Origin of the sequence: Simplicispira suum (genome assembly GCF_003008595.1) — a bacterium.
Taxonomy (GTDB): Bacteria; Pseudomonadota; Gammaproteobacteria; order Burkholderiales; family Burkholderiaceae_C; genus Simplicispira; species Simplicispira suum.
In genome coordinates this window covers 2,297,018-2,312,329 of record NZ_CP027669.1, presented here as the reverse complement: position 1 = coordinate 2,312,329, position 15,312 = coordinate 2,297,018, and the positions used below count along the sequence as shown (strand labels likewise).

Sequence of the window (15,312 nt, the reverse complement as noted above, 5' to 3'; positions counted from 1 at the left end):
TGCCTATGCAATGCAGGCATGCGGCGGTTCATGGACGCCGCAAAAACGCCACCGTCATACGACTGTCACGCTCTTGGCAAGACCACGCAGGCGGTAGTTGCCGCACGGACCCGCGGGCCTTCGCGTGGCGCTACCAATGGGCCTGCGCTGCAAGCCCATCAGCCTGGCACGCCTACGGCGTCGGCGCTGACCCGCTCTTTGCCATTAAAGTCTGGGGCAAGCGCCCCCAGGGGACGGAAGCACGAATCAAAAAAATTCAGCGGCAGATGTCTGGGACGCCGCCGCTGAGACAACCAGCGCTCACACCCCTTGGGCACCGAGACCTTCAGGCTCTGGCCTTTCGGGCAGCAGCTTCACTTTTTTAACATGCCATCGTTCGAAATCATCGGCGCATTCGTTCTGGGAGGTCTCTTCTGGCTATGGTTCGAAAGCACCCGCGTCCGAGAGATCGCGGTGGCGCGTGCTCGCAGCCAATGCCATGTCCATGAGGTGCAATTTCTTGACGACACTGTCGCGCTCGCCACGATCAAGCTGGCACGAGACGAAGACGGCCACGTCGCACTCAGACGTACCTACACTTTTGAGTACAGCGACACTGGCAACAATCGACAGCCAGGCAACATCGTCATGCTTGGCCGGGTCGTTCAGTTCCTGAATTTCAGCCCACAACTGGCTGGCGCGGACATCACCTTGCATTGAATACATGGGTAGGTGGCGCATCCCGGACGATTGCCTGGACGCAAGCATGAATTGCCAAAGAACCCGCACTGCGCCATTCCTGGGATTGGGGTTTGAGCACGAGTTTCGCTGCGCTGCATCGTGATCCGACAGTTGCACTGCGCCCCCAATGCCTGCGCCACGCTCAACCCAGCCCCACTGCCGCGCAGTCGTCCCACCGCAAGCAACTGGGGCCAGCGGTAGGCTGTGCCCATCCGCGATAGGAAAGCTGCGCTGACCCACGTGCCCCATCGGACGCGAGATAGAAGCTCAGCCAAGCAAGCTAAGTCCCGTCTTTCACAACAGGACTTGGATGCGCATTCGGAGAACGCTTACCCGACCCGTTCTATCCGGCCCGTTTCGAGGTCATAAAGTCCGCCGACGACCTTCAACTGGTTGGTCTGGACCGCCTTGCTCAAGATGGGCGTGGCTTCTTGCAAACGCTGAACGTTTTGCTTGATGTTTTCAATGGTCGCTGCCTGGAGCAAGGTGCCTTTGTGGGGCCCGGCCGCAGCGGCACGTACGGCCGGCATCAACGCCGTGACGATGCCCTGGATATGGCCAGGGAATTCAGCCTGTTTTTCAAGTGCACTGACCGTCGCACCAACCGCTCCGCAACGGGTGTGCCCAAGCACCATGATCAGCGGCGTATTGAGAACCGCCACGCCGTATTCCAAGCTTGCCAGAATATCGGCCGTGACATAGTTGCCGGCCACACGTGTCACGAAAAGGTCGCCTCTTTCTTCGTCAAAACACAGTTCGGGGCTGACGCGCGAATCAGCACAACTCAAGATAGACGCATAGGGATTTTGCCCGCTGGCCAAGGCTGCACGTGTGGACGCAAAGCTTCGACTCTGGGTCTTGCCCGATGTGTAGCGTTCATTGCCTTCCATCAAGCGTTTGATGGCTTCATCCGGTGACAACACGTTGCCGGGTTTGGGTGGCGATTTTGCGTAGGCGACCCCTGCCACTGCAGACAGGCCAAGCAACGAAAACGCGCCCATCCTGCCCAAAGCGGCGCGTCTTGACGTTGATACCGAGGCCTGGGTCCTACTGTCACTGGCTTCACATACCTCACACATATCTCGTCTCCTCATGGCTACTTTTGACGTGACACCTTACACGTCGATTCCCTGTGTTGCAATCGACGTAATTCACCGTCTTGCTGACTTGGCCGTCCATGACTCGTCCCTCCTGACCTGCTGTGGCGGTCAATGCAGGTCCAACATCCATTGCAGGCAACGCTCGAATGGCGGAGCGGCGTTGGCACTGTCTTCCCGCGCGAGCTTGCTTGCGGCTGTGCTGTGGAGAGTCCGAGCAGGTGCTGGTCAGGGCCCAAAGGGAGCTGACGAAGTTCAGTAGCCGAGCAAGGCTCGTGCCTTGTGGGCTGTGTCGTAGATCATCATGGCCTCGGCCATGAGGTCGTCGGCATCGAGCAAGGTTGCAAAGACGACCACGGTCACGTCGGTCACAGGGTCATGGCGCGCCGTAGTCAAGTAGCCGGTGATCCCTCCGTTGTGCCCAAAGCCGAGGTCGGGAGGATCACACGCCAGGCCGAGGCCGTAGGAAACATGAACTTCGTTGGTCGTCTCGCACTCGCGCATGCTGGCCACCGTCTGCGCATTCAAACCCGCCTGGCCCTTGATGAGCCGACGGTTCCACCGTGCCAGATCCGACGGTGTGGTGACCACGTTGCCTTCGCCGACGCCCCATGACACATTGCGATTCGTGGTCGGCAGGAGCACGCCGCCAACCCGCGTTGTTCCCTCGAGAAACGGGACCGGAAGATTTTGTGTTCGGCCGTCATCGGGAAACGTTGTCTCCTTGAGGCCGTTGGGCACCAGGAGCTCATCATGAACAAACTGTGCGAACGTCTTTCCGGAGGCCTGTTCGACAACTTTCGCAAGGATTGAGTAACCGGTGTTCGAATAGCGATACGTCTCCCCGGGCAGACCGCCGGCGAGCTTATTTTTGGCGACAACACCAACCAGCTCGTCCAGTGTGAAGGTATGCATTTCGCCCTGGGTATCCTCGATCCAGTCGCTGTAGCGCATGCCGGCGTAGGGTGCGTTGGCCGTTGCTGGCACGTCCACGTTGCCGACGTCAAAGACGCCGGCGCGGTGTTCCAAGAGCTGCTTGATCGTAATCTCGTCTTTGTAGGGAATCGCGTAGTCAGGCGTGGCGGGTACGTAGGACCGGGTTGTCCCGGGCATGTTCGCACTCAAAACGTCATTGATGTCGAGCTCTCCCCGCTGTTGGAGCAGCATGATCGCCGCCGCAGTGAATGTCTTGGTGGTGCTGGCAGCGCGAAAATGTGAGCCAGCTGTCGCTCCGTCGAGGGTACTGGCGAAGTATTCGCCTTCTGGCGTGATGATCGCAATGGAGAGTCCACCGGGAGCCGTGGGAGAAAACTGATTCCATTGGTCGAATACCAAGCCCGTGAGTTCTGCTGTGTACGCCTCTGCCGACTTGCTATTGCCCCCACAGCCCGCGAGCAAGATTGCGCAGCTGGCTGCGGTCCCCAGAATGAGCGAAGAGAGTGGCCTGATGGAGTACTTCATGCTTTGTCACCTTTCTCGTCTTCCAAGCCTGCGCGGTCGGAGACGGGGGGAGGGGCACGGTGTGCGTCGCTGGTCGTGCGAGTGTGGCCGCACACGCCACGCGTGCTCAAATGTAGGAATGCACATAGTAAGGCACGGTTTTTTCACCGCACGAGGGTCGTCAGCGGTCACGGCATTGCCTAGGCAGAGTGCTCGCTACCAGCCTTGAAGGGGCCTTCCATTTTCCGAGTTCGGCTTTGCAGCGGAAGCGGCCCAAACCCTTGCCCCTCAGAGCTATGGGTTTACGACTTCGATTTACAAACGCACCTCATCGCAAACCTGCATGAATACGAAGGGACTTCCCACTTCCCACAAACGGTGTCGAAGCACCAAGATTGAGATCTGACCATCAATCTGCCAACTGGAAAGGGGAAGTCCATGACTGAGATTACACGAGGTGAGATCGTTCGGGTAGGGGTTGACCTTGCCAAACACGTCATACAGGTGCACGCCGTCGATCAAGCAGGCCACACCGTTGCTGTCAAACCGCTGGCGCGCGAGAAGTTCCTCGCTTGGTGCACGCTGCAACTGCCCCCAGGCTGCCTGATCGCTATGGAAACCTGCGGCGGCGCCCACCACTGGGCCCGGCGACTGCAGGAGATGGGCTTTGATGCGCGGCTCATTGCCGGCCACTTCGTGGGGCCGTACCGCATGCAAGGCAAGAGCGGCAAGAATGACGCCAACGACGCAGCCGCCATCTGCGAAGCAGCCTCGCGCCCCAGCATGCGCTTTGTGCCCATCAAGACTGCACAACAACAAGCGCTGCTGTGCGTACACCGCCTGCGCGAAGGCTACAAGGAAGAGCGCACCGCCTGCATCAACCGCATCCGAGGTCTGCTGACCGAATACGGCCTGGTGTTTGCCCAAAGCCCAGAGGCCCTACGCCTGGCGCTACCGGACACACTGGAAGACGCCAGCAACGAGCTGCCCGCACTGGCCCGCATGGCCTTGCAGCGGGCCCACCTGCACTGGACCGAGATTGAATGCCACATTGCCTGGTGCGACGAGCGCATAGCCGCGCATGTGCGCACCGACGCCCAAGCCAAAGCGGCCGCCCAACTGTGCGGCATTGGCCCCGTCACCGCCTCGGCCCTGGTCGCTAGCGTGGGCGACTTCACCCAGTTCAAGACGGGTGCTCAGTTCGGCGCCTGGCTGGGTTTGGTGCCCAGCCAGAACTCCAGTGGGGGCAGGGCCAGCCTGGGGCGCATTACCAAACGCGGCGACGACTATTTGCGAACCCTGCTGATCCAGGGCGCCAAGTCGGCCGTGATGAGCGCGCACAAACGCAGTGACCGCATCTCAGCGTGGCTGGTACAACTCAAAGAGCGGGTCGGCTGGCAAAAGGCCGTGGTGGCGCTGGCCAACAAGAACGCCAGGATCGTCTGGGCGGTGCTGGCCAAAGGCCGAATATTCGACCCCAATCACGTGTCCATCAAGCCTGGTGAGATCGTTGGTGCGGTAGTTGGCGCAGTTGCTGCGACGGCATGGGCCCCTTGAAACCCTAGAACGATTAGCTCCTAAAACGATTGATTTCTTTCTTGAAGACGTGCGTTTGAAGATGCAATACACAGGTCAGACCGGTGGCAGGTGAACTCGACTAACCCTGTGTCGCGCCCAGCGTGGCGACGACGGTGAATGAATGGAGTCCTGCCAAGCGGTTCGTATCTGGGCCCGCACTGAAAACCAAGTGCAACAAGGCCGTCTGTAGATGTGCAGTCTGTTCCATGTGGCGTTGCATCGCACCAAACGAATACCGTTTTTTAGGAAGAAGAAAGGCGGCCAGCTATCGAGAAAAAATCAACGAAACCTGTTGACTAGGTGGGAAGTCCCTGTAGGGTGCTAGGGAGGGGTTTGCGACATTATTTTCGGTTTTACGACTCTATTTACCAAAAATAATGCCCAGGCGGAGAGCGTCACGGTCATTGCGAGATTGCGCTGCTTGTAGCTGCGGCACGACCCTTCGGGCCTTCACTTGGCTGCGCCAAATGAGCCTGCGCTGCGCGCCGCAAAAGCGTCACCGTCATTCGACGGTGACGCTTTTGGCCAAGTTTCTGGGCTTGTCCACATCCGTTCCCAGCGCGCAGGCGGTGTGGTATGCCAGCAGCTGCAGCGGCACTACGTGCAGGATAGGACTGAGCGCGCCGTAGTGCTCGGGCATGCGGATGACGTGCACGCCGTCGCCATTGGCAATGCGCGTGTCGGCGTCGGCCAGCACATACAGCACGCCACCGCGCGCACGCACTTCCTGCATGTTGCTTTTGAGTTTTTCAAGCAGCGCGTCGTTGGGCGCTACCGTGACCACCGGCATGCTGCTGGTGACCAGCGCCAGCGGGCCGTGCTTGAGCTCACCGGCCGGGTAGGCCTCGGCGTGGATGTAGCTGATTTCCTTGAGCTTGAGCGCGCCTTCCAGCGCGATCGGGTAATGCATGCCGCGACCCAGAAACAATGCATTGGGCATGCGGGTGAATTCCTCGGCCCACGCGATGATCTGCGGCTCCAAGGCCAGCACCGCCTGCAAGGCGACAGGCAGGTGGCGCATCGCCTTTAAATATTCTGCCTCTTGCTCTGGCGCGAGGCGCCCCTTGGCTTGCGCCAGCGCCAGGGTCAGCAGGAACAGGCCGGCCAGTTGCGTCGTGAAGGCCTTGGTGCTGGCCACGCCAATCTCGACGCCAGCGCGCGTCACATAGGCCAGTTTGCATTCACGCACCATGGCGCTGGTGGCAACGTTGCAGATGGTCAGCGTGTGCTCCATGCCCAGGCTTTGCGCGTGGCGCAGGGCTGCGAGCGTGTCGGCGGTTTCGCCCGACTGACTGATGGTGACTACCAGGGTGCGAGGGTCGGGCACGCTGGTGCGGTAGCGGTATTCGCTGGCCACTTCCACCTGGGTGGGGATGCCGGCGATGTCTTCCAGCCAGTAGCGCGCCGTGCAACCGCTGTAGTAGCTGGTGCCGCAGGCGAGGATCAGCACGCGGTCGATCTGCTCGAACACGCGCCAGGCCGCCGCACCCGGCATGCCGTTGTGCTCGGGGCCGTCGAACAGCTCGGGGACGATGCCAGCCACGCCGTCCAGCGTGTCAGCGATGGCGCGTGGCTGCTCAAAAATCTCCTTTTGCATGTAGTGCCGGTACGGCCCGAGATCCACCGCGCCGCTGTGGGCGCGCACGGTGCGCACCGGGCGATCGTCCGAGGTGAGCGGTTTGCCGCTGCTGCCCACAATCCAGAAGCGCCCGCGCTGCAGGTCGACAATGTCGCCTTCTTCGAGGTACACGATCTGGTCCGTGACGCCGGCAAGCGCCATGGCATCACTGGCCAGAAAATGCGCCTCGCCACCCTCCCCCACGCCCAGCACCAACGGCGAACCGGCACGGGTCCCCACCACGCGGTGGGGTTCGTCCTTGTGCATCGCCGCAATGGCGTAAGCACCGCGCAGTTCGGCCGTACTGGCCTGCACAGCGGCAAACAGGTCGCCGCTGTAGTGGTGCTCAATAAGGTGGGCAATGACTTCGGTGTCGGTCTGGCTGGCGAACACATAGCCGCGTGCCTGCAAGCGCTCGCGCAATTCCTCATAGTTTTCAATGATGCCGTTGTGCACCACGGCGACGCGGCCCGGCTGCTCGGCAGCGGCGGGCGCGCTGCCGTGGCTGAAATGCGGGTGGGCGTTGTGTACCGCAGGCGCGCCGTGCGTGGCCCAGCGGGTGTGGGCAATGCCGGTGCCGCCGCTCAGGTGTTCGGTGCGAACCTGTTCCAGCAGCTCGGCCACGCGCTGGGTGCTGCGGGCGCGCACCAGGCCACCCGCAGCCGTGGGGTCCAGACTGGCAGCGTGAATGGCCACGCCGCAGGAGTCGTAGCCACGGTATTCAAGCCGCTGCAAGCCCTGGACCAGCGTGGGAACGATGTTGTGAAGCGCAACCGCGCCGACGATGCCGCACATGAAAAGCCTTTGCTATGGAAGAAACAACAGGCATGCTAGGTACAGCAACAAGAAATGTGTGAGTCTTTTTTCTAACAAATATTTCCACAAAACTCATTGATTGAGTAATATGAAATATATGGAAAATCTTAGGCTTGACGGTGTCGATTTAGATCTTCTCTCTGCCCTGCAGCAAGACGCCACACCCACCAACCAGCAACTCGCCGCACAACTGGGTATTTCGCCGCCCACCTGCCTGCGTCGGGTGCGCCGGCTGCGGGAGTCCGGGCTGATTGCGCGCCAGGTCGCCATCCTGGATTCCGAGGTGCTGGCAGGCGCCCTGGGCCATGGTCTGCAGGCGATTGGCGAGGTGTTGCTGGACCGCCAGACCGCCGAGGCACAAGACGCCTTCGAGGCCCGCGCTGTGGCCGAGCCCTGCGTGGCGCAGTGCTGGCGCATGGCCTCGGGGGCAGATTTCGTGCTGGTGCTGCAGGTGCACGATATGCCGCATTACCTGGAGCTTGCCGCGCGCCTGTTCACGCAGGACGCCAACGTGCGCAACGTCAAGCTGCACTTCGCCACGCGGCGGGCAAAATTCGAAACAAAACTGCCGATTGGGCAAGCGCAGTAAGCATTTATCGCTATCAAAATTTTCTCAATCTGAGGCACTGTCCGACTTGCAGCGCAAGGCGCTTGGCGTAGAGTGCACGCTATTGCCCTGAGCCACCCCAACCCGGAGTCCTGCCGAATGGAATTCAAGGATTACTACCAGACGCTGGGCGTAGAGAAAAGCGCCAGCCAGGACGAGATCAAAAAGGCGTTTCGCAAGCTGGCGCGCAAATTCCACCCCGATGTGAGCAAGGAGGCGGACGCAGCGGCCAAGATGGCGCAGTTGAACGAGGCCAACACCGTGCTCTCTGACCCGGAAAAGCGTGCCGCCTACGACGCCGTCAGCGCCCAGGCGGCCGCCCAGGGCGCACGCGGTGGCGGCGAGTTCCGTCCGCCCCCAGGTTGGGATACCGGGTTTGAATTTTCCGGCGGTCCGTCTGAAGGTGGCGGCGCCGATTTCAGCGATTTCTTCGAGCAGCTCTTTGGCCAGGCGGCGCGCCAGCGCGGCGGCGCGGGTGGATTTGCCCACGGCGGTGGCCACGCAACCCGGCGCGGCGCCGACCACCACGCCAAGATTGAGCTGGATCTGCTCGACGCCTACCAGGGCGGCACGCGCACGCTCTCGCTGCGCGCCGCGCGACCCGGCCCGGACGGGCGCATGGTGAGCGAGGAGCGCAATCTTGAAGTCAAGATCCCCAAAGGCGTGCGCGAGGGCCAGCTTATTCGCCTGTCCGGCCAGGGCGCACCGGGCCTGGGAGACGCAGCCGCTGGCGATCTGTTTCTGGAAGTGACTTTCCGGCCCGACGCGCGCTGGCGCAGCGTGGAGCGCGACGTGTACCAACCGCTGCCGCTGGCCCCGTGGGAGGCCGCGCTGGGCGCCAGCGTCGAGATCAACACGCCCAGCGGAACGGTGGAAGTGACGGTGCCGGCGCGCTCGCGTGCGGGGCGCAAACTGCGCCTCAAAGGTCGCGGCATTCCGTCGGCCACGCCGGGGGACCTGTACCTGGAAATCGAAATTGCGCTGCCCCCGGCCGACAGCGACGCGGCGCGCGCCGCCTGGACCGCCCTTGGCAAGGCGTTTCCCACGTTCAACCCGCGCACTCTCTCGCAAAGTCAGCAAGGAGCCTGAACCATGCCCCATGCCTTTCACCTCCCCGCCCAAATGGCCGAACTGCTGGGTGACGACAGCTTGACGCTCGAAGAACTGGCCCGCGCCTGCCGCCGCGCACCCGAATGGGTGAGCGAACACGTCGAAGCTGGCGTCATTGCCCCCCAGCCTACCGACGCAGCAAGCGCTGGCCTGGTCACCTGGCGCTTTGCCAGCACGACACTGGTCCGCGCTCGCCGCATGGCGGACCTGGAAGCCTCTTTCGATGCTGATCCGTACCTGGCAGCGCTCACGGTGGATTTGATGGAGGAAGTGGGTGAGCTGCGCCGCCAGTTGCGGCAACTGCAGCCCCCCGCTCCCGGCGCATGACAGAGCCCCCGCAGACGGCTGCGAAACACCAAGGCGCCACTGCACGCGCGAACACCTATCGCAGCATCTATCCGCTGCGCATCTTGGGAATGGGGCTGGGGTTTTGGTTGACCTGCAGCGTATTGATGCAGACTGGCGATCTGGCGCGCTTTGGCTGGGTGTCGCTCCTCACCATGGTGCTGTGGCCGCACCTGGCCTATCTGCACGCGCGCACCAGCCGCGACCCCTACCGCGCAGAAGTCCGCAACCTGCTGATCGACTCCGCCATCGTCGGCCTGTGGATTCCGCTCATGCATTTCAATCTGCTGCCCTCTGTGGTGCTGGCGGTAGTTACCACGCACGACAAGTTCGGTACGGGCATCAAGCGACTGTGGCTGTATTCACTGCCCGGCATGGCAGGCATGGCGCTGCTGGGCACACTGATCCTGCGCCCCGAGCCGGTGCTGGCCAGCTCGCTGTCCGTCATCATCGCCACGCTCCCGGTCATCGCGCTGCACAGCCTGGCGGTGGGTTTTACGAGCTACCGGCTGATTCGCACCGTGGCGCGGCAAAACCAGCAGCTCAAGGAGCTGCGCCAGCGCGATGCGCAGACCGGCCTGTTCGCCCGCGCACACTGGCAAGAACAGGCCCAGGCCGTACTGGAAGGCGCGCGCAGCACCGACCGGCCGGCGTGGCTCTTGATGATCGACATCGACCACTTCAAGCCCATCAACGATATCCACGGCCACACGGTGGGCGATGAAGCCATACGCGTGGTGGGCGAAGTCATCCGGGAATCGGTGCGCGAAGCCGACTGCGCAGGGCGCTACGGCGGCGACGAGTTTGCCGTGGTCTGCGCGGACACCGACGAAGCCCATGCCCTGGCCATTGCACAGCGCATTCGCGAACGCATCGGCGCGCTGCGGCTGCCCGAGCTGCCCGAGCTGCAGCTGACCAGCAGCATCGGCATGGCGCAGGCGCACAGCAGCCACCAGTCATTGCGCGACTGGCTCAACAGCGCCGACATGGCGATGTACCGCGCCAAGCACGGCGGACGCAATCGCGTGGCCGTTGAACCCCAGGGCAGCAGGATGCGGGCAGCGGACGGGGTGCCCGTCCTGGAGTGAGGTGCGAGAGGTATTTTTGGTTTTTACCTGACGATGTAGCTGCCTCAGAAAAGCCGAAAGACAACGATGAGAGCGCGGCTTTGATGGGTTCGCACCCCGTGGCACAGGACGGGAGCCGGGATGTGCGCCCGGCGGCGCAGTAACTTTTTTCATGCCGAAAAAAGTCACCAAAAAAGGCCCACCCTACTGTCTGCGACCCCTTCGCTGCGCTGCGGGGCAACCTGCGTCGGGGCACTTGCGGGGTGCGCCGTGGAACTCACTGCGCTGCTACGCAGCTACGTTCGAACAACCACGGCGAGCTAGTCAACGAAGCATGCGCGCACCCGCGCGCATGCCACCCCGCAAGCACCCCGACGCAGGCGCATCCACAAGGGCCTGGACCTGGACAGCCACACGGGCCGAGCGCAGAGATAGGCCCGTCCGGATGTTTGGTTTTCCGTTGTCCAAAGCCCTTGTGGCCGTGCCGAGAAGCGCAGCGGCGGGCGGATCAGGGCTCGCGTCTGTTTGAGCGCGTAGCGCGAGTTCAGCGAGAACCCGCCCGGCGTGAGCATCGCAGTCTGCCCCGTGCGCAGCACGGGGTCACGGACAGCAGGGTCGCCTTTTTTTTGGGTACTTTTCTTTGGCGACGCAAAGAACAAGTACCTCGCCTGCCGGGGCGAGACCCGGCACCCGTCCCGTGCGAAATGGCGCTCTCAAGTCTTTGTCTGAGGCCGCTAAATAGTCCGGTTAAATTGGCCTCTATCGCATACCCTATAAGCTTTGATAGCTATTTTTTCAATAGCAAATACAAGGCCGAAATCACGCCGACCAAACCACTTCCACCGTGCAACCCGCACCCGGCGCCGCCTGTGCGCTGACACTGCCGCCATGGCGCTGCGCAACGGCCCGCACGATGGCCAGGCCCGCACCCACGCCTTCGAATTCGCGCTCCGGGTGCAGTCGCTGAAACAGGCCAAACAGACCGTGGGCCTGGGCTCCGTCAAACCCCGCGCCGTTGTCCTGCACCTGCAGCGTCCATGCGCCAATCCCATCGCCATCCCCACTGCGCACCGCGCGCACCGCAATGCACGGCGCAGGTGTGTTGCGGGTGAACTTGATGGCGTTGGCCAGCAGCTCCTTGATCAACTGGCGCAGCAGCGCCTCGTCGGCCTGCACCACGCCCAGCCCAGGCCCCAGGCGCCAATCCATCGAGCGGCCGGCTGCAGAGGGCGTCAGCTCATCGACCACCTGCGGCAGCAGGCGATCGAGGTCCACCGCCTCGACGCGCAGCGCCGCTGCCTGAATGCGCGAGAGCGCCAGCAAGCCGTCGATCATGCGGCCCATGCGCTGGCCTGCCTGCTCAATGGTGGCCAGAAATTCCAGCGCCTCGGCACGCTCGGCTGCAAGCAGGGCGGCCGGCTCGACAATTTCGCGCAGCAGGGGCGTAAACGCGGTGATGTGGCGCACTGGCGCGCGCAAATCGTGCGAAATGGCGCGCAACAAGTCCTGGTGCGCCGTGCGCAGGCGTGCCAGTTCTTGCATGCCCTGTGCTTCCTCAGTTCCCTGCACGGGCGCACCGCCCAAGGCGGTGACAAACGAAAAACCTTCGGGTGCGGTGCTGACCATGCTCTCGCTCCTTCGGCACGCCACTCTCAGGGCGCGGGTTTCTTGGCCGGCCGCTTCCAGCCGGTGATGTTGGTTTGCCGCCCGCGCGCCACGCCCAGCGACCCAGCGGGTACGTCTTTGCCGATGGTCGAGCCGCCGCCCACCGTGGCGCCCGCACCAATCGTGACCGGCGCCACCAGCACGCAATTGCTGCCGATGTGCACATCGGCTTCGATCACCGTGCGGTGCTTGTTGACCCCATCGTAGTTGGCGGTGATGCTGCCGGCGCCATAGTTCACGCGCTCGCCCACCGTGGCGTCGCCCAGGTAGGCCAGGTGGTTGGCCTTGGCACCATCGGCCAGCTGGCTGTTCTTGACTTCGACGAAGTTGCCGATATGCACCGCGCGCCCGAGCTGCGCGCCGGGGCGCAAGCGGGCAAACGGCCCCACCAGCGCGCCCTCGCCCACCTCGGCGCCTGCGGCTTCGCCGTCAATGTGCGTAAAGGGGTGAATCACGGCGCCCGCTGCAATGCGCGCGTTGGCAATGCAGCAGTAGGCCCCGATGCGTGCGCCCTCGCCCAGCTCGACCCGCCCGGTGAAGATGCAGCCGACGTCGATTTCCACGTCTTGCGCGCAGACGAGTTCGGCGTGCGCGCCGCTGCGCTCGTCGTCGCGCAGGTCAAAGCGTGCCGGGTCGGCCAGGCGCACGCCCTGCTCCATCAGTTGGGCGGCGGCGCGGCTCTGGTGGGCGCGCTCCAGCTCGGCCAGTTGCGCCGGGCTGTTGACGCCTGCCACCTGCACCGCGTCGTCAATGGTGTGCGTGGCCACCGGCACGCCTTGCGCCACGGCCATCGCCACCACGTCGGTCAGGTAGTACTCGCCCTGGGCATTCTGGTTGGACAGGCGCGGCAGCCACTGCAGCAGCAGGCGCGCGGGCACGGCGAGGATGCCGCTGTAGACCTCGGTGATGGCGCGCTGGTCCTCGCTGGCGTCTTTTTCTTCGACGATGCCGCGCACCGCACCGTCCGCGCCGCGCACGATGCGGCCGTAGCCCCTGGGCTGCGGCAGGCGCACGGTCAGCAGCGCCAGCGCCTGGTCGGCACTGGCCTGCACCAGGGCGCGCACGGTGCCCGGCTGCGTCAGCGGCACGTCGCCCGAGAGCACGAGCACGGTGCCGTCATCCTGCAGCAGCGGCGCCGCCTGCTGCACGGCGTGGCCGGTTCCCAGTTGCGGCTCCTGGCGCACGAATTTCAGGTCAAATGGGCCTCCAGCGCTTACTGCACTTGCGCAAGCAGCTTCTACTTCGATAGCGCCGTGGCCAGTGATGACGATGGCGCTGCGCGCGCCCAACGCGCTCGCCTGGCCCAGCACATGCTGCAGCAGCGGGCGCCCTGCCAGGCGCTGCAGTACCTTGGGAATGCGGCTCTTCATGCGCGTGCCCTTGCCGGCAGCCATGATCACGATGTCAATGGGGTTCATGCAAATCGCGCTATTGCACCGGGCGGCGCCCGGCCTCGCGCAACATTATCGGCGCGCGCTGCAGCCAATGGCTTACAGCAATGGCAACAGACGCGGCGGTTGGTCGTAATACTCGGCGATGCGGGCCAGTGCGCGCGGGTTCAGGATGGACAAGCGCCCGTCTTCAATGGTGTGCAGCCCCAAATGCACCAGCCGGCGCAGCGTCTTGTTGGTATGCACCAACGACAGGCCCAGCGCATCGGCAATGTGCTGCTGGGTCAGCGGAAACTCAATGCTGCCCCCTTCGGCCAAACCCAGTCGGTCCAGGCGCCGGTACAGCTGCAGAAGCAGCATGGCGACGCGCTCCAGCGCGTTGCGCCGGCCGGCCGTCAGCAGGTTGTCGTCCACATTCCCTTCTTCGTGCGCAGCCAGCCAGGTGATGTCGTAGCCCAGGCGCGGATGCTCGCGGTACAGCTCCCACAGGCTGTCTCCCTTGAATACGCACAGCGCGCAGTCGGTCAGCAGCTCCACCCCATGCGCAGCGTCGTCGCCAAATTCTTGCTGCAGACCCATCAGATCGCCCGGCAGCAAGAAGTTGAGGATTTGCCGCCGCCCATCCTTCAGAGTCGAATAGCGGAAGGCCCAGCCGGAGTACAGGGTGTAGAGCTGGCTGTTGGCCTGGTTTTCGCGAATCAAGGTGCTGCCCGCGCGCCCCACCGTGGTGTGGCTGCGGGCGCGGTTGATGGCGTCCAGCGCCCCGGCCGGCAGTTCGGTAAACGCGGCGAAGTCGCGCAAGCCGCATGCGTGGCAGTTGGGTGGGCACCGGGGTTGGGGAGGCTGGGGCATGGTCCGCAAATTTTAGGGATGGTCTTAGGCGGACGTCCCTGGGCTCAGCCCTATGTCTTTTCACATTGTGCGATGCGCTCCACCGCCCTAGAGTGGCGCTCCCCTATGTCCCAGTCTCTCCTCTACCAAGTGCTCTACGTCAGCACCCTCAGCCCCGAGCAGCCGCTCAGCATCGTGGCCGACATTGCCCACCGCGCACGCGCAAGCAACGCCGAGCGCGGTATCACCGCACTGCTGGCCTTTGACGGTCAGCGCTTTTGCCAGATGCTGGAGGGCGAGCGCAAACCCGTGCTCTCCCTGACCGAGCGCATCCGCAACGACGCGCGGCACACGGGTGTGGAAGTGCTGTACCACGGGCCGCTGCAAGCGCGCCGCTTTGGCGATTTCCAGCTGGCATTCACCAGCGGCGAGGAAGAAACCTCGTTCGAGCAGCTCGAAGCGCTGGACGGCAGCGCCGCTTTGGCCGCCTTCGAGCGCCTGCGCCTGGCGCTTCCCGGCTAGCCCTCAGCAGCAAGCCGCCGCATCCTGCGCCTCGCACGCACCGGCCCCGCGCCGCCGCCGCAGCTGGCGCGCCGTGGCGTCGGCGGCTTGCCAGACAAAGCGCAGCTCCATGCCGCGCGCCGCCTCGATCACGGCGCGCGTGCCCGCCGGAACGCGCAGCAGCTGCCCGGCATGGACAAAGGTGTCGCCCGCACGCATGTCGGCGCGACCCATGCCATCCACCGGGCCTCTGCCCAGGGTCACCCATGCGCAGCCCGAATCGATGCGCAGCACCTGCGCACGCCGCGCCAGGAGCGTGATCACGCCGCCGGGGGGCAGGCGCTGCAGCGCCGCAGCACCCGGCAGACGGGGCAGGTCGCGTGCGGCAAACAATGAAGGCGGGGGAGCTGAAGACATGGAAACCTCCTGAGAAAAATACCTTGCGATGCTTGCTATGGTCGGGCTGCGGGCAGGCTGCGTCCAATGAAAACGCGGCCCGCGATTGATGCTGGTTTCGCATCAATAA

The 15,312-nt window shown here is 63.6% G+C and carries 14 protein-coding genes; 7 read left to right on the top strand and 7 right to left on the bottom strand.

The window, feature by feature from the left end:
- Positions 1 to 309: 309 nt before the first annotated feature.
- Positions 310 to 699 (top strand): DUF3301 domain-containing protein, encoded by a 390-nt coding sequence (locus C6571_RS10745; RefSeq protein ID WP_211300623.1) that lies wholly within the window; start codon positions 310 to 312, stop codon positions 697 to 699.
- A 350-nt stretch (positions 700 to 1,049) separates the two neighbouring features.
- On the opposite strand, the gene C6571_RS10740 is transcribed toward C6571_RS10745, so the two are convergent.
- Together C6571_RS10740 and C6571_RS10735 are read right to left on the bottom strand one after the other, a co-directional pair.
- On the bottom strand, positions 1,050 to 1,721 hold the full coding sequence (locus tag C6571_RS10740; protein WP_245901252.1) for a carbonic anhydrase: 672 nt from the start codon (positions 1,719 to 1,721) through the stop codon (positions 1,050 to 1,052).
- Positions 1,722 to 2,072: 351 nt separating this feature from the next.
- On the bottom strand, positions 2,073 to 3,278 hold the full coding sequence (locus C6571_RS10735; protein ID WP_106446673.1) for a serine hydrolase domain-containing protein: 1,206 nt from the start codon (positions 3,276 to 3,278) through the stop codon (positions 2,073 to 2,075).
- 417 nt (positions 3,279 to 3,695) lie between these two features.
- Here C6571_RS10735 and C6571_RS10730 point away from each other — a divergent pair, with 417 nt between their 5' ends.
- Entirely contained in the window at positions 3,696 to 4,814 is a 1,119-nt protein-coding gene (locus tag C6571_RS10730) for an IS110 family RNA-guided transposase (protein WP_106446672.1), read from the top strand.
- 523 nt (positions 4,815 to 5,337) lie between these two features.
- Here the strand turns inward: C6571_RS10730 and glmS are convergent.
- Positions 5,338 to 7,248, bottom strand: a complete 1,911-nt coding sequence (gene glmS, locus C6571_RS10725; RefSeq protein WP_106446671.1) for a glutamine--fructose-6-phosphate transaminase (isomerizing) — start codon at positions 7,246 to 7,248, stop codon at positions 5,338 to 5,340.
- A 118-nt stretch (positions 7,249 to 7,366) separates the two neighbouring features.
- Between glmS and C6571_RS10720 the strand changes: the two genes are divergently transcribed.
- From C6571_RS10720 to C6571_RS10705, 4 genes are all read left to right on the top strand, one after another.
- Positions 7,367 to 7,858: an Lrp/AsnC family transcriptional regulator gene (locus C6571_RS10720; RefSeq protein WP_106446670.1), complete on the top strand. Its 492-nt coding sequence runs from the start codon at positions 7,367 to 7,369 to the stop codon at positions 7,856 to 7,858.
- Positions 7,859 to 7,975: 117 nt separating this feature from the next.
- Positions 7,976 to 8,965, top strand: coding sequence for a DnaJ C-terminal domain-containing protein (locus tag C6571_RS10715; protein ID WP_106446669.1), 990 nt, complete (start codon positions 7,976 to 7,978; stop codon positions 8,963 to 8,965).
- A gap of 3 nt (positions 8,966 to 8,968) precedes the next feature.
- Positions 8,969 to 9,313 (top strand): chaperone modulator CbpM, encoded by a 345-nt coding sequence (locus C6571_RS10710; protein WP_106446668.1) that lies wholly within the window; start codon positions 8,969 to 8,971, stop codon positions 9,311 to 9,313.
- Entirely contained in the window at positions 9,310 to 10,419 is a 1,110-nt protein-coding gene (locus tag C6571_RS10705) for a diguanylate cyclase (protein WP_106446667.1), read from the top strand. Before C6571_RS10710 ends, C6571_RS10705 begins: the two co-directional genes overlap by 4 nt.
- Before the next feature lie 798 nt (positions 10,420 to 11,217).
- On the opposite strand, the gene C6571_RS10700 is transcribed toward C6571_RS10705, so the two are convergent.
- The 3 genes from C6571_RS10700 to C6571_RS10690 all read right to left on the bottom strand — a co-directional run bounded on the left by C6571_RS10700 (position 11,218) and on the right by C6571_RS10690 (position 14,306).
- Positions 11,218 to 12,024 carry a sensor histidine kinase gene (locus C6571_RS10700; RefSeq protein WP_106446666.1) on the bottom strand — a complete coding sequence of 269 codons (807 nt, stop codon included), beginning with the start codon at positions 12,022 to 12,024 and terminating at the stop codon, positions 11,218 to 11,220.
- A gap of 26 nt (positions 12,025 to 12,050) precedes the next feature.
- A complete protein-coding gene (gene glmU / locus C6571_RS10695) occupies positions 12,051 to 13,481 on the bottom strand; it encodes a bifunctional UDP-N-acetylglucosamine diphosphorylase/glucosamine-1-phosphate N-acetyltransferase GlmU (RefSeq protein WP_106446665.1) in 1,431 nt (476 codons plus the stop codon).
- Between the two features lie 72 nt (positions 13,482 to 13,553).
- Positions 13,554 to 14,306: a Crp/Fnr family transcriptional regulator gene (locus tag C6571_RS10690; protein ID WP_106446664.1), complete on the bottom strand. Its 753-nt coding sequence runs from the start codon at positions 14,304 to 14,306 to the stop codon at positions 13,554 to 13,556.
- A 105-nt stretch (positions 14,307 to 14,411) separates the two neighbouring features.
- On the opposite strand from C6571_RS10690, the gene C6571_RS10685 reads away from it, so the two are divergent.
- The gene (locus tag C6571_RS10685) at positions 14,412 to 14,807 is read left to right on the top strand and encodes a BLUF domain-containing protein (RefSeq protein WP_106446663.1); all 396 of its coding nucleotides are present in this window, start codon (positions 14,412 to 14,414) and stop codon (positions 14,805 to 14,807) included.
- A 3-nt stretch (positions 14,808 to 14,810) separates the two neighbouring features.
- Here the strand turns inward: C6571_RS10685 and C6571_RS10680 are convergent, their stop codons facing one another.
- The gene (locus C6571_RS10680; RefSeq protein ID WP_106446662.1) at positions 14,811 to 15,203 is read right to left on the bottom strand and encodes a DUF2917 domain-containing protein; all 393 of its coding nucleotides are present in this window, start codon (positions 15,201 to 15,203) and stop codon (positions 14,811 to 14,813) included.
- Positions 15,204 to 15,312: the final 109 nt, after the last annotated feature.

Coding starts and splice junctions, on each gene's coding strand:
- C6571_RS10690 (WP_106446664.1), bottom strand. CDS start 14,306: ATGCCCCAGCCTCCCCAACCCCGGTGCCCACCCAACTGCCACGCATGC.
- C6571_RS10720 (WP_106446670.1), top strand. CDS start 7,367: ATGGAAAATCTTAGGCTTGACGGTGTCGATTTAGATCTTCTCTCTGCC.
- C6571_RS10705 (WP_106446667.1), top strand. CDS start 9,310: ATGACAGAGCCCCCGCAGACGGCTGCGAAACACCAAGGCGCCACTGCA.
- C6571_RS10735 (WP_106446673.1), bottom strand. CDS start 3,278: ATGAAGTACTCCATCAGGCCACTCTCTTCGCTCATTCTGGGGACCGCA.
- C6571_RS10685 (WP_106446663.1), top strand. CDS start 14,412: ATGTCCCAGTCTCTCCTCTACCAAGTGCTCTACGTCAGCACCCTCAGC.
- glmU (WP_106446665.1), bottom strand. CDS start 13,481: ATGAACCCCATTGACATCGTGATCATGGCTGCCGGCAAGGGCACGCGC.
- C6571_RS10700 (WP_106446666.1), bottom strand. CDS start 12,024: ATGGTCAGCACCGCACCCGAAGGTTTTTCGTTTGTCACCGCCTTGGGC.
- C6571_RS10680 (WP_106446662.1), bottom strand. CDS start 15,203: ATGTCTTCAGCTCCCCCGCCTTCATTGTTTGCCGCACGCGACCTGCCC.
- glmS (WP_106446671.1), bottom strand. CDS start 7,248: ATGTGCGGCATCGTCGGCGCGGTTGCGCTTCACAACATCGTTCCCACG.
- C6571_RS10730 (WP_106446672.1), top strand. CDS start 3,696: ATGACTGAGATTACACGAGGTGAGATCGTTCGGGTAGGGGTTGACCTT.
- C6571_RS10715 (WP_106446669.1), top strand. CDS start 7,976: ATGGAATTCAAGGATTACTACCAGACGCTGGGCGTAGAGAAAAGCGCC.
- C6571_RS10710 (WP_106446668.1), top strand. CDS start 8,969: ATGCCCCATGCCTTTCACCTCCCCGCCCAAATGGCCGAACTGCTGGGT.
- C6571_RS10740 (WP_245901252.1), bottom strand. CDS start 1,721: ATGGGCGCGTTTTCGTTGCTTGGCCTGTCTGCAGTGGCAGGGGTCGCC.